The 24,309-nt window shown below is 67.2% G+C and carries 29 protein-coding genes and 1 tRNA gene; 11 read left to right on the top strand and 19 right to left on the bottom strand.

What is annotated here, in order from left to right:
- Positions 1-14: 14 nt before the first annotated feature.
- The 3 genes from ACV7GQ_RS04940 to ACV7GQ_RS04930 all read right to left on the bottom strand — a co-directional run bounded on the left by ACV7GQ_RS04940 (position 15) and on the right by ACV7GQ_RS04930 (position 2,019).
- Positions 15-299 (bottom strand): DNA-directed RNA polymerase subunit L, encoded by a 285-nt coding sequence (locus ACV7GQ_RS04940; RefSeq protein ID WP_470312434.1) that lies wholly within the window; start codon positions 297-299, stop codon positions 15-17.
- Between the two features lie 80 nt (positions 300-379).
- The gene (locus ACV7GQ_RS04935; protein ID WP_470312433.1) at positions 380-640 is read right to left on the bottom strand and encodes a DUF7410 domain-containing protein; all 261 of its coding nucleotides are present in this window, start codon (positions 638-640) and stop codon (positions 380-382) included.
- On the bottom strand, positions 637-2,019 hold the full coding sequence (locus ACV7GQ_RS04930) for a hypothetical protein (RefSeq protein WP_470312432.1): 1,383 nt from the start codon (positions 2,017-2,019) through the stop codon (positions 637-639). Before ACV7GQ_RS04930 ends, ACV7GQ_RS04935 begins: the two co-directional genes overlap by 4 nt.
- 103 nt (positions 2,020-2,122) lie before the next feature.
- Between ACV7GQ_RS04930 and ACV7GQ_RS04925 the strand changes: the two genes are divergently transcribed.
- Genes ACV7GQ_RS04925 through ACV7GQ_RS04915 form a run of 3 tightly spaced genes read left to right on the top strand, consistent with a single transcriptional unit; the run spans position 2,123 to position 3,946 of the window.
- On the top strand, positions 2,123-2,986 hold the full coding sequence (locus ACV7GQ_RS04925) for a cytochrome c oxidase subunit 3 (RefSeq protein ID WP_470312431.1): 864 nt from the start codon (positions 2,123-2,125) through the stop codon (positions 2,984-2,986).
- Positions 2,987-3,017: 31 nt separating this feature from the next.
- Positions 3,018-3,260 carry a DUF7385 family protein gene (locus ACV7GQ_RS04920; protein ID WP_470312430.1) on the top strand — a complete coding sequence of 81 codons (243 nt, stop codon included), beginning with the start codon at positions 3,018-3,020 and terminating at the stop codon, positions 3,258-3,260.
- A 47-nt stretch (positions 3,261-3,307) separates the two neighbouring features.
- Positions 3,308-3,946: a PGF-CTERM sorting domain-containing protein gene (locus ACV7GQ_RS04915; protein ID WP_470312429.1), complete on the top strand. Its 639-nt coding sequence runs from the start codon at positions 3,308-3,310 to the stop codon at positions 3,944-3,946.
- A 27-nt stretch (positions 3,947-3,973) separates the two neighbouring features.
- Here ACV7GQ_RS04915 and ACV7GQ_RS04910 read toward each other — a convergent pair whose 3' ends face one another.
- A complete protein-coding gene (locus ACV7GQ_RS04910) occupies positions 3,974-4,759 on the bottom strand; it encodes a metal-sulfur cluster assembly factor (RefSeq protein WP_470312428.1) in 786 nt (261 codons plus the stop codon).
- The gene (locus ACV7GQ_RS04905; RefSeq protein WP_470312427.1) at positions 4,759-5,817 is read right to left on the bottom strand and encodes an amidohydrolase family protein; all 1,059 of its coding nucleotides are present in this window, start codon (positions 5,815-5,817) and stop codon (positions 4,759-4,761) included. Before ACV7GQ_RS04905 ends, ACV7GQ_RS04910 begins: the two co-directional genes overlap by 1 nt.
- A 166-nt stretch (positions 5,818-5,983) precedes the next feature.
- Here ACV7GQ_RS04905 and ACV7GQ_RS04900 point away from each other — a divergent pair, with 166 nt between their 5' ends.
- Positions 5,984-7,024: an NAD(P)-dependent alcohol dehydrogenase gene (locus ACV7GQ_RS04900; RefSeq protein ID WP_470312426.1), complete on the top strand. Its 1,041-nt coding sequence runs from the start codon at positions 5,984-5,986 to the stop codon at positions 7,022-7,024.
- A gap of 7 nt (positions 7,025-7,031) precedes the next feature.
- Here ACV7GQ_RS04900 and ACV7GQ_RS04895 read toward each other — a convergent pair whose 3' ends face one another.
- Positions 7,032-7,328: a DUF7562 family protein gene (locus tag ACV7GQ_RS04895; protein ID WP_470312425.1), complete on the bottom strand. Its 297-nt coding sequence runs from the start codon at positions 7,326-7,328 to the stop codon at positions 7,032-7,034.
- A 239-nt stretch (positions 7,329-7,567) separates the two neighbouring features.
- Between ACV7GQ_RS04895 and ACV7GQ_RS04890 the strand changes: the two genes are divergently transcribed.
- Positions 7,568-8,467: a DUF6920 family protein gene (locus ACV7GQ_RS04890; RefSeq protein WP_470312424.1), complete on the top strand. Its 900-nt coding sequence runs from the start codon at positions 7,568-7,570 to the stop codon at positions 8,465-8,467.
- A gap of 255 nt (positions 8,468-8,722) precedes the next feature.
- Here the strand turns inward: ACV7GQ_RS04890 and ACV7GQ_RS04885 are convergent.
- From ACV7GQ_RS04885 to ACV7GQ_RS04840, 10 genes are all read right to left on the bottom strand, one after another.
- Positions 8,723-8,796 (bottom strand) — tRNA-Thr (locus ACV7GQ_RS04885).
- 122 nt (positions 8,797-8,918) lie between these two features.
- Positions 8,919-9,332, bottom strand: a complete 414-nt coding sequence (locus ACV7GQ_RS04880; protein WP_470312423.1) for a universal stress protein — start codon at positions 9,330-9,332, stop codon at positions 8,919-8,921.
- Position 9,333: 1 nt separating this feature from the next.
- Positions 9,334-10,080 carry an ABC transporter ATP-binding protein gene (locus ACV7GQ_RS04875; RefSeq protein WP_470312422.1) on the bottom strand — a complete coding sequence of 249 codons (747 nt, stop codon included), beginning with the start codon at positions 10,078-10,080 and terminating at the stop codon, positions 9,334-9,336.
- Position 10,081: 1 nt separating this feature from the next.
- Complete coding sequence (locus ACV7GQ_RS04870; protein WP_470312421.1) at positions 10,082-10,867, bottom strand: ABC transporter ATP-binding protein; 786 nt, start codon at positions 10,865-10,867, stop codon at positions 10,082-10,084.
- Positions 10,860-11,918, bottom strand: a complete 1,059-nt coding sequence (locus tag ACV7GQ_RS04865; protein WP_470312420.1) for a branched-chain amino acid ABC transporter permease — start codon at positions 11,916-11,918, stop codon at positions 10,860-10,862. The genes ACV7GQ_RS04870 and ACV7GQ_RS04865 overlap by 8 nt, the downstream gene beginning before the upstream one ends.
- Complete coding sequence (locus tag ACV7GQ_RS04860) at positions 11,915-12,802, bottom strand: branched-chain amino acid ABC transporter permease (protein WP_470312419.1); 888 nt, start codon at positions 12,800-12,802, stop codon at positions 11,915-11,917. The genes ACV7GQ_RS04865 and ACV7GQ_RS04860 overlap by 4 nt, the downstream gene beginning before the upstream one ends.
- Positions 12,803-12,807: 5 nt before the next feature.
- On the bottom strand, positions 12,808-14,139 hold the full coding sequence (locus tag ACV7GQ_RS04855; protein ID WP_470312418.1) for an amino acid ABC transporter substrate-binding protein: 1,332 nt from the start codon (positions 14,137-14,139) through the stop codon (positions 12,808-12,810).
- A gap of 129 nt (positions 14,140-14,268) precedes the next feature.
- Positions 14,269-15,816, bottom strand: coding sequence for an SLC13 family permease (locus ACV7GQ_RS04850; protein WP_470312417.1), 1,548 nt, complete (start codon positions 15,814-15,816; stop codon positions 14,269-14,271).
- Between the two features lie 73 nt (positions 15,817-15,889).
- Complete coding sequence (locus ACV7GQ_RS04845) at positions 15,890-16,141, bottom strand: hypothetical protein (RefSeq protein ID WP_470312416.1); 252 nt, start codon at positions 16,139-16,141, stop codon at positions 15,890-15,892.
- A 70-nt stretch (positions 16,142-16,211) separates the two neighbouring features.
- Complete coding sequence (locus ACV7GQ_RS04840) at positions 16,212-17,192, bottom strand: class I SAM-dependent methyltransferase (RefSeq protein ID WP_470312415.1); 981 nt, start codon at positions 17,190-17,192, stop codon at positions 16,212-16,214.
- Between the two features lie 75 nt (positions 17,193-17,267).
- Here ACV7GQ_RS04840 and dph5 point away from each other — a divergent pair, with 75 nt between their 5' ends.
- The gene (dph5, locus tag ACV7GQ_RS04835; protein ID WP_470312414.1) at positions 17,268-18,041 is read left to right on the top strand and encodes a diphthine synthase; all 774 of its coding nucleotides are present in this window, start codon (positions 17,268-17,270) and stop codon (positions 18,039-18,041) included.
- On the opposite strand, the gene artA is transcribed toward dph5, so the two are convergent.
- From artA to ACV7GQ_RS04820, 3 genes are all read right to left on the bottom strand, one after another.
- Positions 18,038-19,042: an archaeosortase A gene (gene artA / locus ACV7GQ_RS04830; protein ID WP_470312413.1), complete on the bottom strand. Its 1,005-nt coding sequence runs from the start codon at positions 19,040-19,042 to the stop codon at positions 18,038-18,040. The genes dph5 and artA overlap by 4 nt on opposite strands.
- Positions 19,043-19,280: 238 nt before the next feature.
- A complete protein-coding gene (locus ACV7GQ_RS04825) occupies positions 19,281-19,727 on the bottom strand; it encodes a TIGR04206 family protein (RefSeq protein WP_470312412.1) in 447 nt (148 codons plus the stop codon).
- 98 nt (positions 19,728-19,825) lie between these two features.
- Positions 19,826-20,938: an OBG GTPase family GTP-binding protein gene (locus ACV7GQ_RS04820; RefSeq protein ID WP_470312411.1), complete on the bottom strand. Its 1,113-nt coding sequence runs from the start codon at positions 20,936-20,938 to the stop codon at positions 19,826-19,828.
- A gap of 200 nt (positions 20,939-21,138) precedes the next feature.
- Between ACV7GQ_RS04820 and ACV7GQ_RS04815 the strand changes: the two genes are divergently transcribed.
- From ACV7GQ_RS04815 to rpl12p, 5 genes are all read left to right on the top strand, one after another.
- Positions 21,139-21,339 carry a VNG_1110C family protein gene (locus ACV7GQ_RS04815; RefSeq protein WP_470312410.1) on the top strand — a complete coding sequence of 67 codons (201 nt, stop codon included), beginning with the start codon at positions 21,139-21,141 and terminating at the stop codon, positions 21,337-21,339.
- Between the two features lie 143 nt (positions 21,340-21,482).
- Positions 21,483-21,968 carry a 50S ribosomal protein L11 gene (locus ACV7GQ_RS04810; protein WP_470312409.1) on the top strand — a complete coding sequence of 162 codons (486 nt, stop codon included), beginning with the start codon at positions 21,483-21,485 and terminating at the stop codon, positions 21,966-21,968.
- A 206-nt stretch (positions 21,969-22,174) separates the two neighbouring features.
- Entirely contained in the window at positions 22,175-22,813 is a 639-nt protein-coding gene (locus ACV7GQ_RS04805; RefSeq protein WP_470312408.1) for a 50S ribosomal protein L1, read from the top strand.
- Between the two features lies 1 nt (position 22,814).
- The gene (locus tag ACV7GQ_RS04800; RefSeq protein ID WP_470312407.1) at positions 22,815-23,858 is read left to right on the top strand and encodes a 50S ribosomal protein L10; all 1,044 of its coding nucleotides are present in this window, start codon (positions 22,815-22,817) and stop codon (positions 23,856-23,858) included.
- Between the two features lie 21 nt (positions 23,859-23,879).
- Positions 23,880-24,227: a 50S ribosomal protein P1 gene (gene rpl12p, locus ACV7GQ_RS04795; RefSeq protein ID WP_220619552.1), complete on the top strand. Its 348-nt coding sequence runs from the start codon at positions 23,880-23,882 to the stop codon at positions 24,225-24,227.
- Positions 24,228-24,309 lie beyond the last annotated feature (82 nt).

The following is a 24,309-nucleotide window of genomic DNA, read 5'->3' as shown; positions in this document are numbered from 1 at the left end:
AGCGGGCGAGGCGCTTACGCGGCGGCCTCGAACGCGTCGGTGAGGCTGTCTGCCTTCTCGATGACGCGGTCCGTCCCGTCCTCGAGGGCGTCCAGCGCGTCGACGTTCTCCTCGGTCTTGATTGTCAGGACGGGGTCTGTCTGACCGCCGGACTGCTCGGGGTTCACGTCGTACGTCGCCGCGGTGACGCCCTCCGTCTCCAGCAGGGCGCCCTTGATGACGTTCATGAACGTGTGGTCCTCGCCCGCAATCTCGATAGAGAGTTCCGTGTCCGACTTGTCGATGACGCGAAGGTCCATGGCTACGTGTACTCGCTCAGCGACCCATCAACGTGTCGCTTCTCCGTAGTCGGGATACACCGGCGACAGGCGGGCCGGGGTCAGACGAGGGCGTAGACCATCAGGAGGACGAAGTATATCGCCACGAGCGCGCCCAGCGCCTGCAGGCGGAACGTCCCGAGGTCGTCCTCTTCCTCGGCGTGGGCCGCCCGGAACGCCGCCACCTCGTCGTCGTCGAGGGCCTCGGGGTGGTCGAGGCCGCGGTGGAGCGCCAGCCACTCCTCGCGGGCGAACGGGCGGTCGCAGTAGGCACACTCGTAGACCGGTGCGTCGGCGGGCACGTCGTAGTCGTGGTCGGTCATAGGTGGGGGAGTGGCACCTCCGGGCGGGAGACGACCCACAGGCTGGTCATCGTGTAGAACACCATCACGGCAACGAACGGGTACTGCGAGCGGATGGCCTGCAACCGCGAGGGGAACAGGTCGAACGCGGCCGCGTGGGCCACCCAGATAGCCAGCAGGTGGCCCACGATGACCGACGCCAGCGCGACGCCGCCGAACCACGCCGGCAGTTGGTAGACGGGGACCGACGCGGGGTCGGCGAACGGGGCGAGCGTGGCCGTCCCCAGCGCCGGCGCGAGGAAGAGGAAGTAGCCCAGATAGTGCGCGAAGTGGTAGCCCGCGGCGATGGCCAGCAGCGGCGGGGCGAACCGCTCGGCGAGCGTGTCGGGCACGAGGTACGTTTCGGCCGTCCGCGTGCTCACCCGCACGGCGAGTCGGTAGACGCCCAGGAAGAGGCCGAACCCGACGACGAGGGCGAGCGGATACAGGAGGTGGGCCGGGAGCCCCGCGTCGACCAGCGGCGTCGTCAGGTCGCGCCACCCCGGCGTCGTCACGAGGCCGTCGTAGGTGGTCACCCAGAGGAGCGCGACGACGAACGCCACCTCGTCGGCCCCGTCGACCAGTCGCCGCTCGGAGAGCGCCATCGCGGGCAGTCCGAGGTGGAGCGAACCGTCCGCGCGGCGGCCGACCGGCGCGACGCGGCCGTAGTACCGGAAGACCCGCTCGACCGGGTCCACCTCGGCGAACCACGTCTCGCGGCCGAAGACGACGGCCCCGGCGAGCGTCAGGACGCTGTAGCCGAGGACGACGGTCGCCAGCAGTCGCGCGTCGTCGGCCAGCGGACTGACGACCTCCAGCCAGACGAGCGCCAAGAGGCCGACGACGCTGGGCCAGGCGCCCAGTCGCTCGGGGTAGTCGCGGTCCAGCGACGGGAGGGCGAGCGCGAGGGTCGAGAGCGGGTTGAGGACGCGCCAGCTGTTGCCGACCAGGTACGTCGTCATGGCGAGGCCCGCCCACCAGCCAACCCAGACGAGCAGGATAGCGAGGTTCGTCCGGGGCGTCGTCGGACCGAGGAAGCCGACGACGAGGACGGCGGCGAGGCCGACGAGCCCCACCGCGCGGCCGAGCAGCCGCGGAATCCGGACCCCGCCGTCGGCGAGCGGCGTCCCCCAGTCGTGGACGCGCTCGACGAACGACCGGTCGGTGACGAACGAGGCAAGCAGGAACGACGCACCGACGGCGGCCCCGCCCGTCGAGAGGAACAGCCACGTCGGAATCGTCAGCGACTCGCGGCCGCCCGCGGCCAGACTCCCGCCGTGAGCGCTGGCCGTCCCGACGGCGAACAGCCAGCAGAGCGACCCCACGGCGGCCGCGAGGAGGCTGCGTCGGCGTGCTGTCATCGTCGGGGGTACGGACTTCGGCGTGGAGTAGGTTCCGACATCGGCCCGCGTCGGGCGCGCGGAATTGGATGGGCTTTTAGTAATCGCTTCGCAAGGGGTCCGTATGAGCCAGATCGAAGAACACACGGAGAGCGGACACGGGGACCACCACCTCCCGGCCACGGAGGACTGGCCCCGCGGTTTCGGCGAGGCGAGTTGGTGGCCGTTCGTGACTGCCATCGGCGGGTCGGGCATCTACGTCGGCGCGGCACTGCTGGTCCTCTCGCTGGGCGAGAGCGCACTCGTGAGTACGACCATCGGCGCCGGCGCCACCGTCGCCAGCGTCGGCCTGTTCCTCGTCGGGATATACGGCTGGCTCTACCACGCCTTCGTCTCTGACTTCTGGGAACGCGGCACGAACCACCACTCGGGCCGCACGCTGAAGTTCGCGATGCTGCTGTTCCTCGGGTCCGAGGTGGCGACGTTCGGTGCCGGCTTCGTCTACTACTTCATCGTGCGCGGGACGGACGTGTGGACACAGGCCGCCATCCCGCACGTCTGGGGCTCGCTCGTCGTCGTCAACACCGTCATCCTCCTCGTCAGTTCGGTGACGCTCCACTACAGCCACGTCGCCCTGCTGAACGGGAACCGCTCGCGGTTCATGAAGCTGCTGGGCCTGACGCTCCTGTTGGGCATCGTCTTCATCGGCGGGCAGGTGTACGAGTACTACGAGTTCATCGTCCACGAGAACTTCACCATCGCGCAGGGCATCTACGGCTCCGCGTTCTACGGCCTGACGGGCCTGCACGGCCTGCACGTCACGATGGGGGCCGTCCTGCTGGGCATCGTCTTCGTCCGGGCGTACTACGGTCAGTACTCACCGGAACGGCACACCTCCGTCTCGACGGCCTCGATGTACTGGCACTTCGTGGACGTCGTCTGGGTGTTCCTCGTCGTCGTCCTCTACATGGGCGCGAACCTCGTCTAAGCTTTAAGCGACCGTCCGCTCTCTGTTCTCCATGGACCGACTCGACGTCAGCGACGGCTTCGACGTCCACGACTACCGCCACGGCCTGAAGCTCCTGCGACAGGACCGCGGGACGATGACGCTGGCGAACCGCGACGGGTTCGCGTGTCCGGCCTGCGGCGAACCCTTCGAGCGCCTGTTCGTCAGCGAGAACCGGACGAACAGCTTCGGCGACCCGGGGAGCCCGTTCTGTCTGGTCCGGACCGACGACCAGCTGCTCGTGTTGACCCACTGACTCGTGTTAGCGGCAACGTTTATTCCGCCGGTGGGAGACGGCGATGTATGCGACACTCCCTCCTGCCCGTCGCCCTCGTCGTCCTGCTCGCCCTCTCCGGGTGTATGACCGCCACCGTCGACGCCACCGTCGACGCCGACGGGACCGTCGCCGCCTACGAGGTGGACCTGGAGATGAGCGGGACCGTCTTCGACGCGCTGCAGAGCACCGCCGAGAGCGAGGGGTACGACTCCGTCGAGGCGTACCTGACCGACGGCGTCAACGAGAGTCGGATGGCGAACATGACCTACGAGCAGACGCTCGACGGCGACAACGTCACCGTCCGGATGCAGTTCACAGACTGGAACCCCGGGCCGGACAGCGACGTGAACGCCACCGTCCGGAACGGCAACCTCACATACGTGGACCGGACGTTCGTCACCGTCCAGGAGGACGACGACGTGGCCCTCGGGGACGGCGTGGCCGTCCGCTACGAGCTCACGATGCCCGGCGACGTCGCCGCGTCGAACGCCGACCTCGTCGAGAACCGGACGGCCGTCTGGGAGTACAGCGCCGACGAACCCGTCGAGGAACCGATTCGCGCACGGAGCGAGGTTCCCAGTTCCGCGTTCGGACCCGGGTTCGGCGTCACCGCCGCCGCCGTCGCCGTCCTCTCCGTGGCCCTCCTGCTGGCCCGCCGACCGTGAAGAAGCGACCGCGGGCGCGGGTCTCGGTCAGTCCCGGTCCAGTTTCGCCCGTCTGGACTCGTTCAGGGCGTCACAGACCGCCCCCTGTCCGTCGACGTTGACGCTGGCCAGACGGGTCCGTTTCTGCAGCAGCTCGAACCGCTCGACCGGAATCGGGTCCCCGTCCTGTGTCCGGAAGAGAAGGTCGTCGGCGTCGGTCACGTGGCCGCTGGCCCGTGCCTTCTCCAGATACTCGGCGACGGGCCCCCGCTCGACGACGACGTTGACGCCGTCGAGTCCGACCACGGCCCCGGTCTCGGTCAGGTCGACGTCGCCGCGCGTGAGACCGACTATCTGCGCTGGCGAGAGACCGGCCGCTCTGCACGCCGCGACGGCGTCGTGTTGCCGGGCGAAGCGGGCCTTGTCGTCCAGCGTGGCCCGGACCGCGTCCACGCCGCCGTCGGCGTCGGGGAACACCGACCCGAACGAGTCGCGGTCGTTGACGCCCCGCGTTATCTCCTCGCCGTGCATGTGGTCCCGCAGTTCGATGCGCACGGACTCGGTACCGGGGAGCGACTCGATCTCGTCGCGGGCGTCGGTGGCCATCATCCACGCGAACGCCGGCGAACACCACGCCGTCGGGAGCGTGAACGCGACGTCGACCGCGCCGTCTTCGATGTCGACCCGGTCGACGTAGTCGAGCTCGACGATGGAGGTGTCGAGTTCCGGGTCGTCCACGCGGTCGAGTCGGTCCCAGACCGCTTCGCGGGCCGGTACCGACCCACCGGCCGCCGGGCCGGTCGCCTCGGTCCGGCCGGGAGAGCTCCCGGACATCAGTCGGCCGCGGCGTCCTGGGCGCCGTAGTGGTCCGAGAGTCCGAACTGTTCGGAGATATCGTCGTTCTTGAACTGCTCTTTCTTCGCTTCGATGTCGATGTCGTACAGTTCGGCGGCGTTCTCGCCCATGATCTTCTTCATCACGTCGATGTCGAGTTCGACGCCGTACTCGTCTTTCTGCTCGTCGGTCATCTCGGCGTTCATCACCGTCTCGACGAGCCAGTCCGGGTTCCAGAGCGCGTAGTCCGAGCCGAAGAGGATGCGGTCCTCGCCCAGCCAGTACAGCAGTTCGCCCATTATCTCGCCGAACTTCCGGGGTCGGTTCTGCGCCATCGGGGCGGCGACGGCGAGACCACCGTAGACGTTCGGTTCCTGCGCGGCGATCCAGCAGAAGTCGTCGAGTCGGGGGAGTCCGACGTGTTCGACGATGAAGTCCAGTTCGGGGTAGGAACTGGCCGCGTCGTCGACGTCGGCCACGTCGAAGGCGTCCCGGTTGAGCGGTCGGATGGTCGGCCCCTTGTGGGCGTGTATCTTGTCGATACCCAGTTCGACGCACTTGTCGAGGAACTCGAAGGAGTCCTCGCTGTCCAGTCGCCAGCCCTTCGACTCGCCCTTCCACTCGGCCGTGTACACCTTCACGCCCTCGATGTCGTACTCCTCTTTCTGCCGTTCGAGGTCACGCAAGCCCGCCTCGCCCTCCCGCGGGTCGAACCGACCGTTGTTGACGAACCGCTCCGGGTACTCCTCGGCCAGTTCCGCGTTCTGGTCGATTGTGTTGAACCCCTCCTCGTAGAAATCGGTGAGGTACGACGGCTGGAAGATACCCATGTCCACGGCGGCGTTCTCGAAGAGGTCCCGGACCATCCGGTCGGCCCCGTACTTCCGGTACTCCTCGAGCGTCCACTCCCGCTCCTCCGGTGTGAATCCCGTGTGATAGTCGTAGAAACACTGGATGAACTGCTCCCCGCCTTCGTGTTTGATGTTCTCCTCGGTCGCGTCCCACAGGTGGACGTGTCCGTCGATGACGAATATCTCCTCGCCGTTTGCCTCGTACATGCAACCCCGACTGAGGACGCCACCCAAATAACTATCATTGAAAATAATTAGGTATTATAGGTAATCTTTACACTCTCAGTCCCAGTGGCGGACTGTCTGTCGATAATACATATGAAATATATATTATAATGTATGTTTATGATGGCCACCGCCGCACGTTGAACCGATGCGCGCAGCACGACTCCACGAGTACACCGACGACATGGCGAACGGACTTTCTATCGACGACGTAGACGCCCCACAGGTATCGAACAGCGGCGACGTCGTCGTCGAGGTCGAGGGGGCCGGCTGGTGCCAGACGGACAACCACATCATCGAGGGGATGTGGACCGAGTACGTCCCCCAGGAACTCCCGCTGACACTGGGCCACGAGAACGCCGGCACCGTCGTCGAGACGGGCGACGAGGTGACCATCGTCTCGGAGGGCGACCAGGTCATCTGCCACCCGGTCCAGACGTGTGGGACCTGTCGGCCCTGCCGGCAGGGCGAGACGATGTACTGCGAGAACGACGCGTTCAACGGTCTCACCGTCGACGGCGGGTTCGCCGATCAACTCCACACGAGCGAACGGTCCGTCATCCCGCTGCCGGACGGCGTCGACCCGGCCGACATCGCACCCCACGCCGACGCCGGTATCACCGCCTACCACGCGGCGAAGAAGGCCGTCCGCGGGTTGAACCCCGGCGACGCCTGCGTCGTCGTCGGCATCGGCGGCCTCGGTCACATCGGCCTGCAGTGCATCGACGAGATGAGCGCCGCCGACATCGTCGCCGTCGACATCAAGCAGGAGGCCCGGGAGCTGGCGACCGACCTCGGCGTCCACTACACCATCGACCCGACGAGCGAGGACGTGGCGAGCGAGATAGCCGACATCACCGACGGCGTCGGCGCCGCACAGGTGCTGGACTTCGTCGGCGCCGACGAGACGACGGCGCTGGCACCGGACATCTGCGCCGCCGGCGGCGACCACCACATCATCGGCTACGGCGGCCACATCCACGAGCCCGCACAGGCGCTGGTCAACGGGGAGTTCGCCTATCAGGGCAACATCGTCGGCCAGTACACCGAACTACAGGAACTGGTCGCACTGGTCGAACGCGACGCCGTCCAGTTGCACACGACCCAGTACGAACTGGAGGAGATCAACACCGTGGCCGAGAAGCTGGAACACCGTGAGATAGAGGGGCGGGCGGTCATCACGCCCTGAGGACCGGTCAGGGCTGGCGCTCGGGAGCCTCCTCGCTTGCGAGCGCGCAGTACCGCCGCAGGAACGTCTCGCGGTCCGTCGTTCCGGCGCCGGCCTCGACCAGCCGGTCCTCAAGCCCCCGCCGTGGACTGTGACAGCACTCGCGGTAGCACGGTTTGCAGAGGAACTCGAACTCCTTCTCGTCCCGGTCCCAGCGGTCGCCGTGCTTGTCGTACTCGCGGGCGTCGTCGCGGGGCACCGACTCGCCGCAGGCGAGACAGGTCACCTCGCCGCCGTCGCGGTGCCACGCGTTCCGATACGACACGGTCAGTCACCTCCGCACGGGCCGTGGTCGTCGGGCGCTCCGGCTCGTCGGCGTCGATGTCGTGTCATCTCTCGGTCGGTCCTTCGACCCCGCGGCGAGTCTGTCTACTGCGTCACCTGTGAGGGACGTTTATACCGGTAGGGCGGAAGCGGGCGCTCGGGCGTCCGCGGTACCGCCGTGCTATCACGCGCCCGGCTCACCTATTTCTCGGCTGCGGGACGACCAGCACACGAGCGACGATGACTCCACCACTCACCACTCACGCCGCGTCGGAGGCCCTGACGCGACGGGTATCGGGTCGCACTGTCTTGCTCGGGCTGACGGGCGCCGCCGTCGGGACGGTCCTCGCGGGCAGACGCCGACGAGCGTCGCGGATGGCCCGACTGACGGCCGACCTGTCTGCCGCACCCGGCGATACCTCTCCTCGGGTCGTCACCGAAGACGACTACGCGGACCTCCCGGTCCCGGCCCGCCGGTACTTCGAGACGGTCCTCGAACCCGGAACGCCCTACGTCCGGACGGCGACGCTGACCCAGCGTGGTACGTTCCGCCTCGGCGACGCCGACTCGGCGTGGCACCCGTTCGACGCCACCCAGACGTACGCCGTCGACCCGCCGGGGTTCGTCTGGGACGCGACGGTTCGCCTGCGGTCGGTGGTGCCGGTGCACGTGGTCGACAGCTACGTCGGCGGCACTGGCTCGCTGACCGCCCACCTCCTCTGGACGGTGCCGGTCGCCGACGCCGACCCGTCGCCGGAACTCGACGCCGGCGAACTGAGCCGCTACCTCGCGGAGGCCGTCTGGTTCCCGACGGCCCTGCTACCCGAGAACGGCGTCGAGTGGGCGCCAGTCGACGACAGCACCGCCCGCGCCACCCTCGCGGACGGCGACGTGACCGCGTCGCTGGACTTCCACTTCGACGACGACAATCTGGTCGAGCGAGTGGTCGCCGACCGGCGACACCGCGCCGTCGGCCACGGGTTCGAGACGGCCCGCTGGACCGGACGGTTCGGGGAGTACGCCGAGCGAGGCGGGCTGGTCGTACCGACTCGTGGCGAGGTAGCGTGGAACCTTCCGGAGGGGGAACTGCCGTACTGGCGGGGAGAGATTACCGCGTTCGAGTTCGAGACTGGCGAGTAGCGAACGACGACGCCACCGACTGATAGTGTCCGGAGAAGCAAGCCGGTGGAGGGAATTGTGAACTACGCCCGAGAACCTGCGCTTCGCGCAGAACCTCGGTCCCGTTCAAATCCCTGTTTGGCTGCCGCTCCTCACGTTCGTTCGTCGCAGGAAGCCGGTGGAGGGGATTGTGAACCACGGTCGGAGCGAAGCTCCTCCCTGATTCAAATCCCTCCACAGAGGTCTCTTTCGACCTCGTGGTACTCGGTCAGAAAGAGCCGGTGGAGGGATTTGAACCCTCGGCCTAATCCTTACGAAGGATTCGCTCTGCCAGTCTGAGCTACACCGGCGCGGGCACACACTGCCAGACGCACGTGACGACGACTCGTCTCGGGTGTGCCTGTCTGCACACGGTACTTGCAGCGATAACCGCAATAAGGATTGCGAATCAGGGGCGTCGAGAGACGCGTTCTCACGCCTCCCGGGCACCGACGACGGTGACCGGGACGTCCGACTCCAGCAGGACCTGCTGGGCGACGCTCCCGAACACGACCTTCCCCGTCGGCGAGCGCTTTCGGGACCCCATCGCGATGTGGTCGACGTCGAACTCCGTGGCGAGTTCGAGGATGCCGTCGGCCGGCGGCAGACTGCCCTCCGCCAACTGGACGGCGACGTCGCGCTCCTCGAGGTAGTCGCGGACCAGCCGGACGGTCTCGACGCGGTCGACCGACTGGAGTTCGTCGGGCGCGTCGATCTCATCCGGGGTCAGCGCGTGGGTCACTATCGCTTCGATGTTCTCCGCGGCTGTCGGCAGTTCCGCCACGAAGGCGGCCTGGCCGCGGGCACGGTCCGGGTCGGCGTCGACGGGTACGAGTATCCGGTACATGTTAGCCACCGAGGTAGAGTCGTCCGACCTCCTCGTCGTTCAGCAGTTCGGTGCCGGTGCCGGTAAACTTTATCTCCCCGCTGGCGAGGACGAACCCGCGGTCGGCGACCGACAGTCCCTTCTCGGCGTTCTGTTCGACGAGCAGGATGGTCGTCCCGAGGTCGTTGAGTTGCTCGATGCGCTCGAAGACATCGTCGATGAACCGCGGTTCGAGCCCGATGGACGGTTCGTCGAGCATCATCAGGTCCGGGTCGACCATGAGCGCCCGGGCGAGTTCCAGCAGGCGGCGCTGGCCCCCGGAGAGGGTGCCGGCCTTCTGCTGGCGGATGTCGCCCAGCACCGGGAACTCGTCGTACAGCACCTCGGCGCGCTGGGCGGCCTCTTCGTCGTCGTTGAAGACGTAACCGCCCATCAGCATGTTCTCGTGGACGGTCATGCCCGGGAACACGCTGGCGTCCTGCAGGACGTAGCTCATCCGGTTCTTGAGGTTCTCCTGTGGCGAGCGCCCGGTGATGTCCTCGTTCCGGAACGTCACGCTCCCCGACTGCACGTCGGCGAAGCCGTAGATGCTCTTCATCAGCGTGGACTTGCCCGACCCGTTCGGGCCGATGAGACACGCTATCTGTCCCTCCTCGACGGCCATGCTGACGTCGTGCAGGACGGTCGTGTTGCCGTACCCGGACGTCACGTCGTCCATCGCGAGTATCGGGTCCTCTGTCGTCGTGGTGTCTGAGTCTGTCGTGGCCATCTCACTCCCTCCCGAGGTACGCGTCGAGGACGCGCTGGTCGTTCTGGATCTCTTCGGGGGTGCCCTCGGCGATGCGTTCCCCGTGAGCGAGGACGTAGATGCGGTCGGCGATCTCCATCACGAAGTCCATGTTGTGTTCGATGAGGAAGATTGTCGCCTCCTCGTCCTCGTTGGCGGTGCGGATGTACTGGATGAGGTTCTCCAGCATCGAGGGGTTGATTCCCCCCGCCGGTTCGTCCATCAACAGCAGGTCCGGCTCCGCCATCAGTTCCATCGCGAACTCGATGAGCTTCTGCTGGCCGAAGCTCAGCCGGCCCGCGCGGGTGTTCGCGAGGCCGCCGAGGTCGACGTAGTCGAGCAGTTCGTGCGTGCGTTCGAGCAGCGAGTCGTCGGGTCGACGCAGCAGGTTCCCGACGCCGGCACCGCCCTCCTGTGCGGCCAGCAGGAGGTTCTTGCGGACGGTCATGTCGCCGAAGATGCGCGTCTCCTGGAACATCCGCCCGAGGCCGGCCCGGGCGATCTTGTACTCGGGCCAGTCGGTGACGTCCTGTCCCTGCAGGTAGACGCGCCCCTCGTCGGCGTTGAGCGTCCCGGTGATGCAGTTGAACAGGGTCGACTTCCCGGCCCCGTTCGGGCCGATGAGGCCGACGATTTCGCCGTTCTGCACCTCGACGTCGACGTCGTCGACGGCCGTGAGGCCGCCGAAGCGCTTGGTGACGCCGTCGGTCCGCAGGACTGCCCGCTCGCCCTGTGGGTCGGTGGCGGCCGCGTCGGTGGCCTCACTCATCGGCACTCACCTCCTCGCCGCTGTCGGCGGCCGCCATGCCGCCGCGCTTGTAGTACTCCATCTCGCTGGCGTACTCTCGGAGGGTGCCGACGGCCCCCTCCGGGAACCCGATGACCGTCACGATGACGACGATGCCGAGCAAGACGAGCTGCCAGCCGACGAAGGCCGTCTCCACGACCTCGATGACGGTGTGGAGGCCGAACGCGCCGATGACCGGGCCGGCGACGGTGCCGGACCCGCCCAGCAGCGCCATGGCGATGAGCTCGACGTTCCACGCGCCGTTGTAGGCGGTCTGTGGGTCGATGAACGTGTTGAACAGGCTGTACGCGCCGCCGGCCACGCCGGTGAAGAGGCTGGCCAGCATCCACGCGGCCGTCTTGTAGTAGGTCGTGTTGAACCCCATGGCGGTGGCCTTCTCTTCGTCGTCGCGGATGGCGTTCAGGATGAAGCCAAAGCGCGTGTTCGAGAGGTAGTAGACCACGGCCATCTCCACGACGAGGACGCCGAGGAAGAGGTAGTAGAAGACGGTCCCCGAGGGCACCTCCAGCAGGATCTTCCCGCTGGCACCGCCGGTGATGTCCAGGTTCCGTGATATCTGCTGGGCCGCGAGCAGGACGCCCAGCGTCGCGATGGCGAAGTAGTGGCCCCGCAGGCGCAACACGACGGCGCCGATGACCGCCGCGAAGGCGACGGCGACGAGGCCGGCGACGACCATAGCGACCGGGAAGGATATCGCGAAGTCCTTGATGAGGATGGCGGTGGTGTAGGCACCGATGCCGAAGAAGGCCATGTTCCCGAAGCTCGGGTAGCCGGTCTGTCCGCCGACGATGTCCCACGACAGCGCGAGGATGGCGAACAGGAACATCTCGGAGACGACGGTCATGTAGTACCCCTGCTGGAGGCCCAGCAGCGGCGGGAGCGCACCGACCACCGCGCCGGCCGCCAGCAGTTTCCACCCGTGGGCACCGCAGACGCCGAACAGGCGGTCGACCTGGTCCGGCGGGACGAGTGAGCGGAGCAGCCCGCTGTTGTTCTCCGATTCCGCACTCATTGTTCCGCCCCCTCACCGAAGAGGCCCTGCGGTTTGACGACGAGGAGGACGATGAGCAGCGTGAAGCTCACTGCCAGCGTCCACCGCGAGGAGATGAACCCCGCGGTCAGCTCCTCGACGGAGCCGAGTAGCAGTCCGCCGACCAGCGCGCCGGGAATCGAGCCGACGCCGCCGAACACGACGATGACGAAGCTCTTCAGCGTGTAGATGAGGCCCATCTGCGGCTGGATGTTGAGGATGGTCGCGATGAACGCGCCGACCCCGCCGGCGATGGCCGAGGAGACGCCGAACGTCACCGCGCGGGTGTGTTCGACGTCGATGCCGACCAGCGCCGCCGCCTCCGGGTTCTGCGAGACGGCGCGGATGGCCCGCCCCGTCCGGGTCTTCTGGAGGAACAGGTACAGCGCCGCGGTCAGCACGATGGCGCCGACGAACGCGACCAGCTTCATCTTCGGGACGACGAGCCCCGCCACCGTGAACGACGGGTCGCCGAAGCTGACCTGTATCGAGCGTGGGTTCGCCGACCACGCTTGCAGCGCGAGCTGCTGGATGGCGATGCTGATGCCGAACGTGACCAGCAAGGTCAGGAAGATGTCCGTCCCGATGACCCGCGAGACCAGCGTCCGCTGGAGCGCGTACCCGACGCCGAACAGCACCAGGATGGCCACCGGGATGGTCACGAGGAACAGCAACGGCGACCCCTCGGCGTTGCCGGTGAGGAGGGTCAGCACCCAGTAGGAGGTGTAGCCGCCGAGCATCACCATCTCGCCGTGGGCGAGGTTGATGATGTCGACGACGCCCCAGATGAGCGCGAAGCCCACGGCGACCGCCGCGAACAGCGCCCCGATGAGCAGGCCGTTGACGACGAACTGCGTGAACGCCATCTGTGTTACCGTTCACTCCAGTCCGGCATCGGGTAGATGGGGTCAGACTGGGCGACGTTCTCTGGGTACGTGATCTGGAGGCCGGGGTCGGGCTGCCACTGGTAGACCAGCATGTTCTTGTCGATGACCCCGCTGTCGTCGAAGGCGACGTTGCCGTACACCGAGGAGAAGTCCGAGTTCCGGATCTGGTCGCGGACCGGCGTCGGGCCCAGTTCGTCCACGGACTGGAAGGCGTTCATGAACGTCAGGATGACGCCCTCGGCGGCCGCACTGTGGTAGTCCGGCGTGTAGTCGTAGTTCTCCTCGATGGCCGAGACGAAGTTCTGCGTGTTGCCGAACACGGGGTCGTCGAAGTTGGCGTTGACCGCCCACGAGGAGGGGCCGTACATGTAGTCGCCGTTCGGGCCGACCTCGTTCTTGAACGACTCGTTGAGGCTGCCGACGGTCCCCATCGCCGCGTCGACGTTGACGTTCTGGCTCTCCATCTGGTTGGCCAGGATGATGTTGTGCTTCTGGTGGGCACACAGCAGCAGGATGTCAGCGCCCTGTTCGCGGACCTTCCCGAGGTTCGTCGAGAGGTCCGACGTGTCCGAGGGGAACGTCTCGTCGACGACGAGTTCGAGGTCCGTGTTCGATATCTTGTTGCGGGCGCCCTCGGCCGTGGACTGGCTGAAGGTGCCGTCCTCCGCGAGGATGGCGATGGACTCCGGCGCCGAGTCCTGCGCGAGGCACATGTCGATGTAGCTCTTCGCGTACTTGTTGGCCGTCGGCAGGAGGCCGAAGATCCACTCGTTGCCCTGCGCGAAGATCTCCGGGCTGGCACCGCCGCCCTCGACCATCGGCTTCCCGTTCTGCGCCGCGACGGCGCTGGCCGGTAGGGTCACCGTACTGGAGTACGGCCCCAGCAGGTAGTCGATGTTCTCCCGGTCGATGAGCTCCTGGTATATCGACTTCGACGCCGAGGCGTCGGTCCCGTCGTCCCGCAACACCATCTCGAGTTCGTACGTGTTGCCGTCGCCGGCCTCGACGCCGCCGGACTCGTTGATGCGCTGGATGGTGAGTTCGTAGGCGTCCTTGTACAGCTGGCCGAGGTCGGCGTTGTCCCCGGAGAGGCTCATCGACCCCCCGAGCCGGAGGACGTTCGACTCGCCGCTCCCGCCGTCGCCGGTGGACCCCCCGTCGCTGCCGCCGTCGCTGCCACCGTCACTACCGCCGTCGCCGCCGTCGCCGCTGCCGTCCCCGCCGTCGCCGGAACAGCCCGCGAGGCCGGTCAATCCTAACACGCCTGCGCTCCCTGCAACCTTGATGAACTGCCGTCGGTCTTGTTTTCGCGTCATGGGTTTGGTAGTGGCGTGTATCAATGATACACGCTCTGTACGGGCCAATGTGACACGGCCTATTAAACATTAAGGATTGTTCGGTAGCCGGTAGCGTACGCGGGAACGACACGGTTACCGACCGACCGCTCACCAGAGGACGGTCGGCCAGAGCACGGAGAAGAAGACGACGAGCAACATGGTGAGGACGAAGGTCATCAGCACGTTCAGGACGACGCCGGCACGTATCATGTCCCGCTGTTCGAGGTGGCCGCTCCCGAAGACGATGGCGTTGGGCGGCGTCGCGACCGGGAGGGCGAACGCGAAACTGGCCGCGATGGCGCCCGTCACCGTGAGGAACACCGCCGCCGGGATCGGGTCGACGCCGAGCGTGCCCGCGAGGACGCTCCCCAGTCCGATGAGGATCGGCGCGAGGATGGTCGTCGTCGCCGTGTTCGAGGAGAGTTCGGTGACGAGGACGGTGAACACGACCACGGCGAGGACGACCAGCACCAGCGGTGCGCCGACGACGGCGTCGAAGACGCTCCGGGCCAGCCAGTTCGTCGCCTCGGTCTCGGCCAGCGCGTCCGCCAGCGAGATGCCGCCGCCGAACAGCACGATGGTCCCCCAGTCGATGTCGACGAGGTTGTCCCAGTCGTCGGCGTCGGAGAGCACCAGCGCCGGGATGGCCAGCAGTCCGACGACGACGAAGTAGAGGACCCCTCGGTGACCGGTGAGGCCGAAGACGCTCTCGCCGTCGCCCCCGAACAGCGTCACGAACCACGGGTCCGGCAGGAGGCCCTCGAACAGGAACCCGAGGCCGCCGAGTATCCACAGCCCCGCCGTGACGGCGAAGATGACGGCGGCCCGCCGACCACGGGGGGACAGGTCCCCCTCCTCCTCGAGGTACGTCGCGGCCTGCTCCTGTGCGCCCTGCACGCTGTCTATCTCCGGAGGGTACAGCCAGAACGTCAGGACGTACCACGTCAGCGGCAGCGTGACGGCGACTATCGGGAGGCCGACGGCCAGCCATTGGGCGAACGATATCTCGACGCCGACCAGTCGGTCGAGGAAGGCGACGGCCACGACGTTGGGCGGCGTCCCGATGAGCGTCCCGACCCCGCCGACGCTCGCGGCGTAGGCCGTCCCGAGCAGCGTCGCGACGCGCATGTTCGACACCTCGCCCTCGGGTGACTCGCGGCCGACCACCTGCGCGAGCACGCCGAGCGCGACGGGCGTCATCATCGCCGTCGTCGCGGTGTTTGACACCCACATCGACATGAACGCCGTCGCCAGCATGATGGCCAGGATGAGCAGTCGCGGCGACCGCCCCATCCGGTTGATGAGAGTGAGCGCCAGTCGCCGGTCGATGTTGTGGGTCTGGAGCGCCTCCGCCAGCATGAACCCCGCGATGAAGAGGAAGATGAGCGGGTCGGCGAAGCCCGACAGCGCCCGCTCCATCGAGTCGTAGATGCCGAAGGTGGTCAGCGCCACCGGGATGAGCAGCGCCGTCACCGGCAGCGGCAGCGCCTTCGTGACCCAGAGGCTCGCCGCGAGCACCATCGTCGCCAGCGCGTACTGTGCGGCCGGGTCGAGTCCCGTCGGCGTCGGCGCCGCGGCGACCAGCGCCGTGGCGACGACGGCGGTGACGAGCGCCACGACGAGTCGCCGTGGCCTGGCGTGTCCGTTCCACGTCACGGCCACCACCACCGCTCACACCGGTCTCCCCTCACTGTCCCGTCCGTCGGTCGCGTGTGTACCCCCATCATGGTCAGAAGTGCTCCACCAGCACGCACAGCTGCTCCTCGGTGATCTCGGCGCGGTACAGCTCGAACAGGTCCTCCAGCCGCGCCTCCGAGAGACTGCGCGTGTCGCTCTCCAACATCGAGACGTGTGCCTGCATGATGTCGTCGACCTCCGTCTCGACCTCTCGCTGTCCGAACCCGGCCGCGACGCGGAGCAGTCGCCACGCCGTGGGCGAGATGTCACGTACGTCGATTTCGTCGGCCGCGCTCACACCCATCTGTCGCTAGTTCGCATCACCTGCCCGACCCACATAACTGTTCGTCACCTGTACGGGCCCGAACCGTCGGTCAGCGCCGTAGTCTGACGTCCAACACCACGTTCTGCTCGCCCGGTGCGTACGAGCGCACGGCCCGCCGCGTCTCGACGGTCACGTCGTACTCGGGGCCGGCCGCCGCGCGAATCGCCCGCTCACCCGGCCCGAACAGGTCCTCGTCGGGTTGGATGTCGTAGTAGTGGAGCGTGCAGTCGTCGCCGGCCAGCCGGACCGCGGTGTCGAGGAACGCGTCGGCGCTGTGGGGGAGGTTCATCACGATGCGGTCGGCCCACCCCTCGTAATCGGCGGCGACGTCGCGGACGTCGCCACAGATGGCGGTCACGCGGTCGGCGACGCCGTTGCGCTCGGCGTTCCGTCGGAGGTACTCGACGGCCGTCTCGTTGATGTCCGTCCCGACGCACGTCGCGCCCCGCTTCGCGAACGGGACCACGAACGGCCCGACGCCGGCGAACATGTCGAACGCCTGCTCGCCTTCGCGGACCTGTTCGACGACGCGGTGCCGCTCGGTGGCGAGCCGCGGCGAGAAGTACACTTCCGCGAGATCCAGTTCGAAGGCACACCCGTACTCGCGGTGGACGACCTCGGTGGTGTCGCCGGCCAGCACCTCCCAGTCCCGGACCCGCTGTTCGCCCTTTATCTTCGAAGCGCGGTTCAGCACGCCCTCGACCGGCAGGTCCGAATCCATCACGGCGGCCGCTATCTCCCGGGCCCTCGCCGGGTCGTCCTCGTCGACGATGACGATGTCCCCGATGCGCTCGTAGCTCGGGTCGAACCCGAGGACGTCCGCCGGCATCGTCTGGCCCTCGCGGACCGGCGCGTCGAACTCGACGACCGAGAGGTCCTCGGGCACGGCCGTCGGGTCGGTGACCGGGACGTACAGCGACCCGTCCTCGACCGTGATGTCGTAGCCGTCGTCCACGAGGTCCGACTCGGCCAGCCGCCGGCGAGTCGCCTCGCCGTCCTCGCGTGCGACGCGAACGCAGGGAACGCTCATACCCTCTCTCCCCGACGGCCGGCGGTAAGCCTGACGCTTCGCGCCCTTTATCCCCCGCGACGACCGACGCTGGGTATGCTCACCTTCGTCGGCCTCGGCCTCTACGACGAGCGCTCGGTCACCGTCGCCGGGCGGGACGCCATACGGGACGCCGACCGCGTCTTCGCGGAGTTCTACACCAGTCGGCTGGTCGGCACCGACCTCGAATCGCTGGAGGAGTACCACGACACGACCATCGAGGTCCGCGACCGGGCCGGCGTCGAACGGGACCCCGGACCGGTCCTGGACGCCGCCGAGACCGACGACGTGGTCTTCCTGACCGCCGGCGACACGATGGTCTCGACGACCCACACCGACCTCCGTCTGCGCGCCGAGGAACGCGGCATCGAGACCCGCGTCGTCCACGGCACGACGGCACAGACGGCTGCCGGCTCCCTGACCGGCCTCCAGAACTACCGGTTCGGCAAGGCGACGACGCTCCCGTTCGAACAGGCCCACGGCGGGGACGGCGTCCCCGACAGCGTCGTCGCGACTATCGAAGACAACCGCTCACGGGACCTCCACACCCTGGTGTATCTGGACATCAAGGTGGACGACCCCCACTGGGACGACAGCGACGACACCTACATGACCGCGGACCACGCAGCCGGCCTGCTCGCGGAGGCGTTCCCCGAGACGCTCGGCGTCGTCGTCGCGCGGGCGGGGAGTCCCGAGCCGTCGGTGGTCGCGGACACACTCCCGGAACTCGCCGGGCGAACGTTCGGCGACCCGCTCCACCTCCTCGTGATTCCGGGTACCCTCCACCCGATGGAAGAAGACGCGCTAGACGCCGTCGCCGGGCTGCCCTAGTCGTCGCCGGGCGTCGCGGCCGCCTCCGTCTCCTCGCCCTCGATGTCGAACGCGCTCTGGAGGTCGTACTCCGTCCCCGTCACGAGGAACAACAGGTCCTCAACGAGAACCGTTATCTCCGGGAGCTCGCGGACCAGCAACCACGTGATGCCCACGAGGACGACGACCGACCCCGTCTGTGCGAGGATGCGGTCCGCGACGTAGTACGACACCATCCGTGGGTCCGAGAGGCCGAACAGCGACATGACGGTCCCCTCGAACCACTGCATCCGCTGTTGCCCGAACGAGATGGCGATGAACACGTTCCGGAACAGGTTCAGCACGTAGATGACCGACACCGTCATCGCGAGGGTGCGGAGCTTCCGGCGCCACGGCGCCGACACGGCGAGGATGCCGCCCGCGAAGATGGAGATGCTCCCCATCCCGGTACACGCCAGCAGGATGTTGTACGTGATCGGCCCCCCGTCGTGGTCGAACCAGAACGTGCTCTCGTAGGGGTACTGCTTCGTCGCGATTCTGATGCCGTCGTGTGAGAGTCCGTCGACGACGAGCGGGTCGACGCCGACCAGCGACAGCAGGAACGCCGTCTGGTCGGTCACCACCTCGACGAGCCACTGCCTGAGCGGGTCGATGGTGATGAACGGCACGTAGACGATGCCCATGAGCCCCACCGCACGCGTCAGGACGAACAGCGAGTCGCGCCCGTTCCACAGCAGGTAGCCCGCGTACAGCGAGAGCGGCACCGCGGCGAGTCCGCCCACGCCCTCGATGGCGCTCTTCTGTGTCAGCACGAAGTGTGGCGTGAGCACCAGCCAGAACGCGGCGAACAGCCCCCACCCGGCGACGGCGACACGGCGCGCCCACCCCGTCTCGAACTGGTGGAGCACCGCGCTGCCGAGGAACGCCGCGAGGACCAGCCACATCAGCGGTTCCGACCACACCAGCGGGTCGAAACTGAACCCACCGAGCGTCACGGTGGACTGCAGGACGGGCGGATACATTCGTCCCTACGTTGGCTAATCCCGCCTATATGCTTTGTCGTTACACCGGTGTGTGCACGCCGAGCGCACTCGCGTCGGTCGTCCCGGCCGTCGGGAGACTCGGGCTTCTGGCGGGCTGGTGTCACCCCGTCACCATCTCGGCTTCGTCCCCGTGTGGTCCCGCGTGACCGTCCGGTCGCCACGGCTCTCGGGACCGTGGTCGGAGCGCAGGACCCGTGGCGTACCCGGCGACGCCGGCTCACTCCGTCGCGGGGCTCGACGGTGGCCGAAGCAGCGGCCAGTAGTACCACCACGCGAGGGCGAGGAGGACGACGGTGCCCACCGGGAGCGCGACGTAGCCGATACGTCTGTTGAACCCGACGGCGAGGCCGACCTGCGTGAGTCCCGCACCGACCAGCGAGAGGGCCGTGATGCGGGGGTCTTCGCGCCAGACGACGCCGGAAAGCGCGCTCCCGAGTGCGAGCAGGTACAGCGCGACGCCGGTCCCCCACGACTCGATGAACGGGGGGAGGCCGTCGGTGAACCGGAAGAAGAAGTCGTATATCGAGACCAGCTGTGGCGGGTTCGTGTTGAACAGACCCACCGTGAACACCATCGTCAGTTCGCCGCCGACGACGAGGACCGTCCACGGGACGAGGCCGGCGACGAGGACGGCGGCGAGGCGGCGACGGGGGGCAGCGGCCATACCGGAGGGCAGGGCCTCGTCGCCTTGTCTCTTACTCGTCCTCGGCACCCGCACGCGTGAACGGTCGAGATTACGTGCGGGGCCGTGCCGAGCGGCGCTCACTTCCGGGCGACGATGCGCAGGACGTCCTCGTCGGCCAGTTCGTGGTCCCGCCCGACCTGCTGTTCGTCGTGTTTGGCGCTCGGTCCGGTGACGCGGGCGAACCGGAACCGCTCGTCGAAGCTCCCGCCGAGCTTCCGGCAGGCGTCGTCGACGGTGTCGCCCTCGCGGAGGATGAGCGGCTCCTCGTAGTCGACGCCGCGGCCCGGCTTGTCCATGTAGATGCGGACGAGCCCGAGTTCGTCCCAGATGCGCTCTGTCAGGCCGTCGAGCCCCTTCTCCTCCTCGGCGCTGATGAAGATGGCCTCCTCGGGGTCGATGCCGCGCTCTCGCAGTTCCGACTCGACCGTCGGGAGGTAGTCCGGTTCGATGAGGTCGGCCTTGTTGACGGCGACGATGGAGGGGACGTACTCGCGGTTGTCCATCACGCCGTCGATGAGCCTGTCGAGGTCGACCTGCTCGCCGATGGTGACGTCGGCGTTGACGTAGCCGTGTTCGCGGAGGACGCTCTTGATGGTCTCCTCGTCGAGGTCGAGGTCGACGGAGCTGTTGACCGTCAGCCCGTCTTTGGCCTTCTTGCGGATGTTCACCCGCGGGGGCTCGGTGTCGAGGCGGATCTTGTTCGCGTACAGTTCCTCGCGCAGGCGGTCGTACTGGTCTATCTCGAAGACGGAGACCATGAAGACGATGAGGTCGGCGGTCCGGACGACCGAGAGCACCTCCTTGCCGCCGCCGCGGCCACCGGCCGCGCCCTCGATGAGGCCGGGGACGTCGAGTATCTGGATGTTCGCCCCCTTGTGTTTGAGCATCCCGGGGTAGACGTCCAGCGTCGTGAACTCGTAGGACCCGGTCTCGGACTCGGCGTTGGTCAGGGCGTTCAACAGGGTGGACTTCCCGACGCTCGGGAAGCCGACGAGCGCGACGGTGGCGTCGCCGTGTTTCTCGACGCCGTACCCGCCACCGCCGCCGGACCCGGACTGTTGCTGCTCGAGTTTCTCCTTCTTCTCGGCGAGTTTCGACTTCAGCCGACCGATGTGGGCCTCCGTCGACTTGTTGTAGGGCGTGTCCGCTATCTCGTCTTCGAGTTCCTGTATCTCGTCTTCGAGCCCCATTGATTGTACGTCGGCCCCTCGTCCCGAATAAGGTTTTCTTCCCTCTCCGGCGAGGCCCGTATCGCGGCCGGCGTCCCCACAGTATCACTGACGAGAAAGCGTCTCCCGCCGTGTCGTCGCGGATTCGGCGGAAGTGTGTGCGGAGCGACGGCTCTGCGATTCCGACACACCTATACGATGCCCGCTGTCAAATTTCGATAATGGCAGGTGCTGATCGGTTCCGCGACAGCACGCAGATCCTCCTACCCGCCGGTGCACTCGACGGCATCCGCGACGAACTCGAGAGCCGGTTCATGGTCACGGTCCGAAAGGAGGGACCGAAGGTCCGCATCATCGGCTCACCCGTCGAGATCAAGGACGCTGGCGACTTCCTCGCGATGAACGGCGTGACCTTCGCCTGACGCGGCCACCGGTGGCGGCGTCGACGGTTCTCTGCTGACGACGGCCGGCGACCACCGGCCGTCCGCACAGGGACCGTGTGTGGGCCTCACGCGGCGCTGGGTGAAACGCAATCCTTTAAACTGCCGGGACGGATTGACCGTACATGGCTGGAACTATCGAAGTGCTCGTCCCTGGCGGGCAGGCCAACCCTGGCCCGCCCCTCGGTCCCGAGCTGGGTCCGACCCCCGTGGACGTGCAGGCAGTCGTGCAGGAGATCAACGACCAGACAGAGGCGTTCGACGGCACCGAGGTCCCCGTCACCATCGAGTACGAGGACGACGGTTCGTTCACCATCGACGTCGGTGTCCCGCCGACGGCCGAACTCGTCAAGGACGAGGCCGGCTTCGAGACCGGGAGCGGCGAGCCCCACGAGGAGTTCGTCGCCAACCTCACCGTCGACCAGGTCATGCAGATAGCCGAGCAGAAGCAGTCCGACCTGCTCGCCTACGACCTGAAGAACGCCGCGAAGGAGGTCGTCGGTACCTGCACCTCGCTGGGCGTCACCATCGAGGGCAACGACCCGCGCGAGTTCAAGAAGCGCATCGACGAGGGCGAGTACGACGACGAGTTCGCCGCCGCCGCGGCGTAACGAGTCACGAGCGCCGCGGAGCGGTTCTGCCGTCTTCTCTCCGGTACCGAGCTGGACAGCGACCGGTGTCGGCGACCCCGCCCGCTGCCGCCGCTAGTGTCGGTTCGACGGCTTTAAGTGTCGCATTGGCCTCTCCCCGTACGAGACAGGCATCCGCCTGTTTCACTGACCCGTAGAAGCCGTTTGGCGTACTACGGAGGTGAACAATGGCAGACCAGGAAATAGAGAACGCAGTCTCTCGCGCACTCGAGGACGCACCTGAGCGGAACTTCCGCGAGACGGTCGACCTCGCAGTCAACCTGCGCGATTTGGACCTAAACGACCCGTCGAACCGCGTCGACGAGTCCGTCGTTCTGCCTGCCGGCACCGGTCAGGAGACCACCATCGTGGTCTTCGCCGAGGGCGAGACAGCCCTCCGTGCCGAGGAGGCAGCAGACGACGTACTCGACGAGGACGAACTCGAGGAACTCGGTGGCGACGACGACGCCGCCAAGGACCTCGCCGATGCGACCGACTTCTTCATCGCGGAGAAGGACATGATGCAGGACATCGGCCGATATCTCGGGACCGTCCTCGGCCCACGCGGGAAGATGCCGGAACCGCTCGACCCCGACGACGACGTCGTCGAGGTCATCAACCGCATGAAGAACACCGTGCAGCTGCGCAGCGGGGAGCGTCGGACGTTCCACACGCGCGTCGGCGCCGAAGACATGTCCGCCGAGGACATCGCCGACAACATCGACGTCATCATCCGTCGACTGCACGCCGACCTCGAGAAGGGGCCGCTCAACATCGACACCGTCTTCGTGAAGACGACGATGGGCCCCGCTGTGGAGGTGGCCTGATATGAGCGCCGAACGCAAGACAGAGACCATCCCGCAGTGGAAGCAGGACGAAGTCGACTCCATCGTCGAGATGGTCGAGTCCTACGAGAGCGTCGGCGTCGTCAACATCGCCGGAATCCCGTCCCGGCAGCTGCAGGACATGCGCCGCGACCTCCACGGCACCGCGGAGCTCCGGGTCTCCCGGAACACGCTGCTCCGACGCGCCCTCGAGGAGGTCGACGACGGCCTGGAAGAGCTGACGCAGTTCGTCAGCGGGCAGGTCGGCCTCATCGGCACGAACAGCAACCCGTTCTCGCTGTTCCAGGAACTCGAAGCGTCGAAGACGCCCGCGCCCATCGGCGCCGGCGAGGTCGCTCCGAACGACATCGTCATCCCCGAGGGTGACACCGGTGTCGACCCGGGGCCGTTCGTCGGCGAACTGCAGGCTATCGGTGCGGACGCCCGCATCCAGGAGGGGTCGATCCAGGTCCTCTCCGACTCGACGGTGCTCGACGCCGGCGAGGAGGTCTCCCAGGACCTCGCGAACGTCCTCAACGAACTCGGCATCGAACCCAAAGAGGTCGGACTCGACCTCCGCGGGGTCTTCGCCGACGGCGTCCTCTTCGAACCCGAGGAACTCGAACTCGACGTCGAGGAGTACGAGCAGGACATCCGTGCGGCCGCCGGGCAGGCGTTCAACCTCTCGGTCAACGCCGGATACCCGACCGCACAGACCCTGCCGACCATGCTCCAGTCCGCTCGTGGCGACGCCAAGAGCCTCGCGCTCCAGGCCGCCATCGAGGACCCCGAGGTCGTCCCCGACCTCGTGAGCAAGGCCGATGCACAGGTCCGTGCCCTCGCCTCGCAGATCGACGACAAAGAGGCGCTGCCGGAGGAGCTCCAGGACGTGGATGCCGCCCCGGCCACCGAGGAATCGACCGACGACCAGACCGAGGACACCGCATCCGAGGACGACGCCGACGACGCCGAGGCCGACGCTGACGAGGCCGAGGACGACGACGATGACGACGAAGACGCCGGCGACGCGCTCGGAGCGATGTTCTAACACTACCACCACTACAGAACAATGGAATACGTTTACGCTGCACTCATCCTGAACGAATCGGGCGAAGAGATCAACGAAGACAACCTCACCGACGTCCTCGAAGCCGCGGGGGTCGACGTCGAGGAGTCCCGCGTCAAGGCACTCGTCGCCGCCCTCGAAGACGTCGACATCGAGGAGGCCGTCGAGCAGGCATCTGCCGCGCCCGTCCCCGCCAGTGGCGGCGCCGCCGCACCCGCCGAGGGTGACGAGAGCGCCGACGAGGGCGACGAGGACGAGGCCGAAGAAGAGGCCGCAGACGACGGCGACGACGGCGACGACGACGAGGACGACGAGGCCAGCGGCGAGGGCCTCGGCGAGCTCTTCGGCTAACTCGGCCGTACTCGAACCGGATTTCTTTCGCGCCCGACCGACCAGCGGTCGCGCCGTCCGGACCTTGAAGTAGGAAGCCGGG

The sequence above is a fragment of the Haloarcula sp. MBLA0163 genome, from assembly GCF_055632435.1.
This window is presented reverse-complemented; position numbering and strand designations above follow the sequence as displayed.

Bases quoted from the DNA above. Each gene is read 5' to 3' on its own strand.
- ACV7GQ_RS04940 (WP_470312434.1), bottom strand. From the start codon at position 299: ATGGACCTTCGCGTCATCGACAAGTCGGACACGGAACTCTCTATCGAG.
- ACV7GQ_RS04935 (WP_470312433.1), bottom strand. From the start codon at position 640: ATGACCGACCACGACTACGACGTGCCCGCCGACGCACCGGTCTACGAG.
- ACV7GQ_RS04930 (WP_470312432.1), bottom strand. From the start codon at position 2,019: ATGACAGCACGCCGACGCAGCCTCCTCGCGGCCGCCGTGGGGTCGCTC.
- ACV7GQ_RS04925 (WP_470312431.1), top strand. From the start codon at position 2,123: ATGAGCCAGATCGAAGAACACACGGAGAGCGGACACGGGGACCACCAC.
- ACV7GQ_RS04920 (WP_470312430.1), top strand. From the start codon at position 3,018: ATGGACCGACTCGACGTCAGCGACGGCTTCGACGTCCACGACTACCGC.
- ACV7GQ_RS04915 (WP_470312429.1), top strand. From the start codon at position 3,308: ATGCGACACTCCCTCCTGCCCGTCGCCCTCGTCGTCCTGCTCGCCCTC.
- ACV7GQ_RS04910 (WP_470312428.1), bottom strand. From the start codon at position 4,759: ATGTCCGGGAGCTCTCCCGGCCGGACCGAGGCGACCGGCCCGGCGGCC.
- ACV7GQ_RS04905 (WP_470312427.1), bottom strand. From the start codon at position 5,817: ATGTACGAGGCAAACGGCGAGGAGATATTCGTCATCGACGGACACGTC.
- ACV7GQ_RS04900 (WP_470312426.1), top strand. From the start codon at position 5,984: ATGCGCGCAGCACGACTCCACGAGTACACCGACGACATGGCGAACGGA.
- ACV7GQ_RS04890 (WP_470312424.1), top strand. From the start codon at position 7,568: ATGACTCCACCACTCACCACTCACGCCGCGTCGGAGGCCCTGACGCGA.
- ACV7GQ_RS04880 (WP_470312423.1), bottom strand. From the start codon at position 9,332: ATGTACCGGATACTCGTACCCGTCGACGCCGACCCGGACCGTGCCCGC.
- ACV7GQ_RS04875 (WP_470312422.1), bottom strand. From the start codon at position 10,080: ATGGCCACGACAGACTCAGACACCACGACGACAGAGGACCCGATACTC.
- ACV7GQ_RS04870 (WP_470312421.1), bottom strand. From the start codon at position 10,867: ATGAGTGAGGCCACCGACGCGGCCGCCACCGACCCACAGGGCGAGCGG.
- ACV7GQ_RS04865 (WP_470312420.1), bottom strand. From the start codon at position 11,918: ATGAGTGCGGAATCGGAGAACAACAGCGGGCTGCTCCGCTCACTCGTC.
- ACV7GQ_RS04860 (WP_470312419.1), bottom strand. From the start codon at position 12,802: ATGGCGTTCACGCAGTTCGTCGTCAACGGCCTGCTCATCGGGGCGCTG.
- ACV7GQ_RS04855 (WP_470312418.1), bottom strand. From the start codon at position 14,139: ATGACGCGAAAACAAGACCGACGGCAGTTCATCAAGGTTGCAGGGAGC.
- ACV7GQ_RS04845 (WP_470312416.1), bottom strand. From the start codon at position 16,141: ATGGGTGTGAGCGCGGCCGACGAAATCGACGTACGTGACATCTCGCCC.
- ACV7GQ_RS04840 (WP_470312415.1), bottom strand. From the start codon at position 17,192: ATGAGCGTTCCCTGCGTTCGCGTCGCACGCGAGGACGGCGAGGCGACT.
- dph5 (WP_470312414.1), top strand. From the start codon at position 17,268: ATGCTCACCTTCGTCGGCCTCGGCCTCTACGACGAGCGCTCGGTCACC.
- artA (WP_470312413.1), bottom strand. From the start codon at position 19,042: ATGTATCCGCCCGTCCTGCAGTCCACCGTGACGCTCGGTGGGTTCAGT.
- ACV7GQ_RS04825 (WP_470312412.1), bottom strand. From the start codon at position 19,727: ATGGCCGCTGCCCCCCGTCGCCGCCTCGCCGCCGTCCTCGTCGCCGGC.
- ACV7GQ_RS04820 (WP_470312411.1), bottom strand. From the start codon at position 20,938: ATGGGGCTCGAAGACGAGATACAGGAACTCGAAGACGAGATAGCGGAC.
- ACV7GQ_RS04815 (WP_470312410.1), top strand. From the start codon at position 21,139: ATGGCAGGTGCTGATCGGTTCCGCGACAGCACGCAGATCCTCCTACCC.
- ACV7GQ_RS04810 (WP_470312409.1), top strand. From the start codon at position 21,483: ATGGCTGGAACTATCGAAGTGCTCGTCCCTGGCGGGCAGGCCAACCCT.
- ACV7GQ_RS04805 (WP_470312408.1), top strand. From the start codon at position 22,175: ATGGCAGACCAGGAAATAGAGAACGCAGTCTCTCGCGCACTCGAGGAC.
- ACV7GQ_RS04800 (WP_470312407.1), top strand. From the start codon at position 22,815: ATGAGCGCCGAACGCAAGACAGAGACCATCCCGCAGTGGAAGCAGGAC.
- rpl12p (WP_220619552.1), top strand. From the start codon at position 23,880: ATGGAATACGTTTACGCTGCACTCATCCTGAACGAATCGGGCGAAGAG.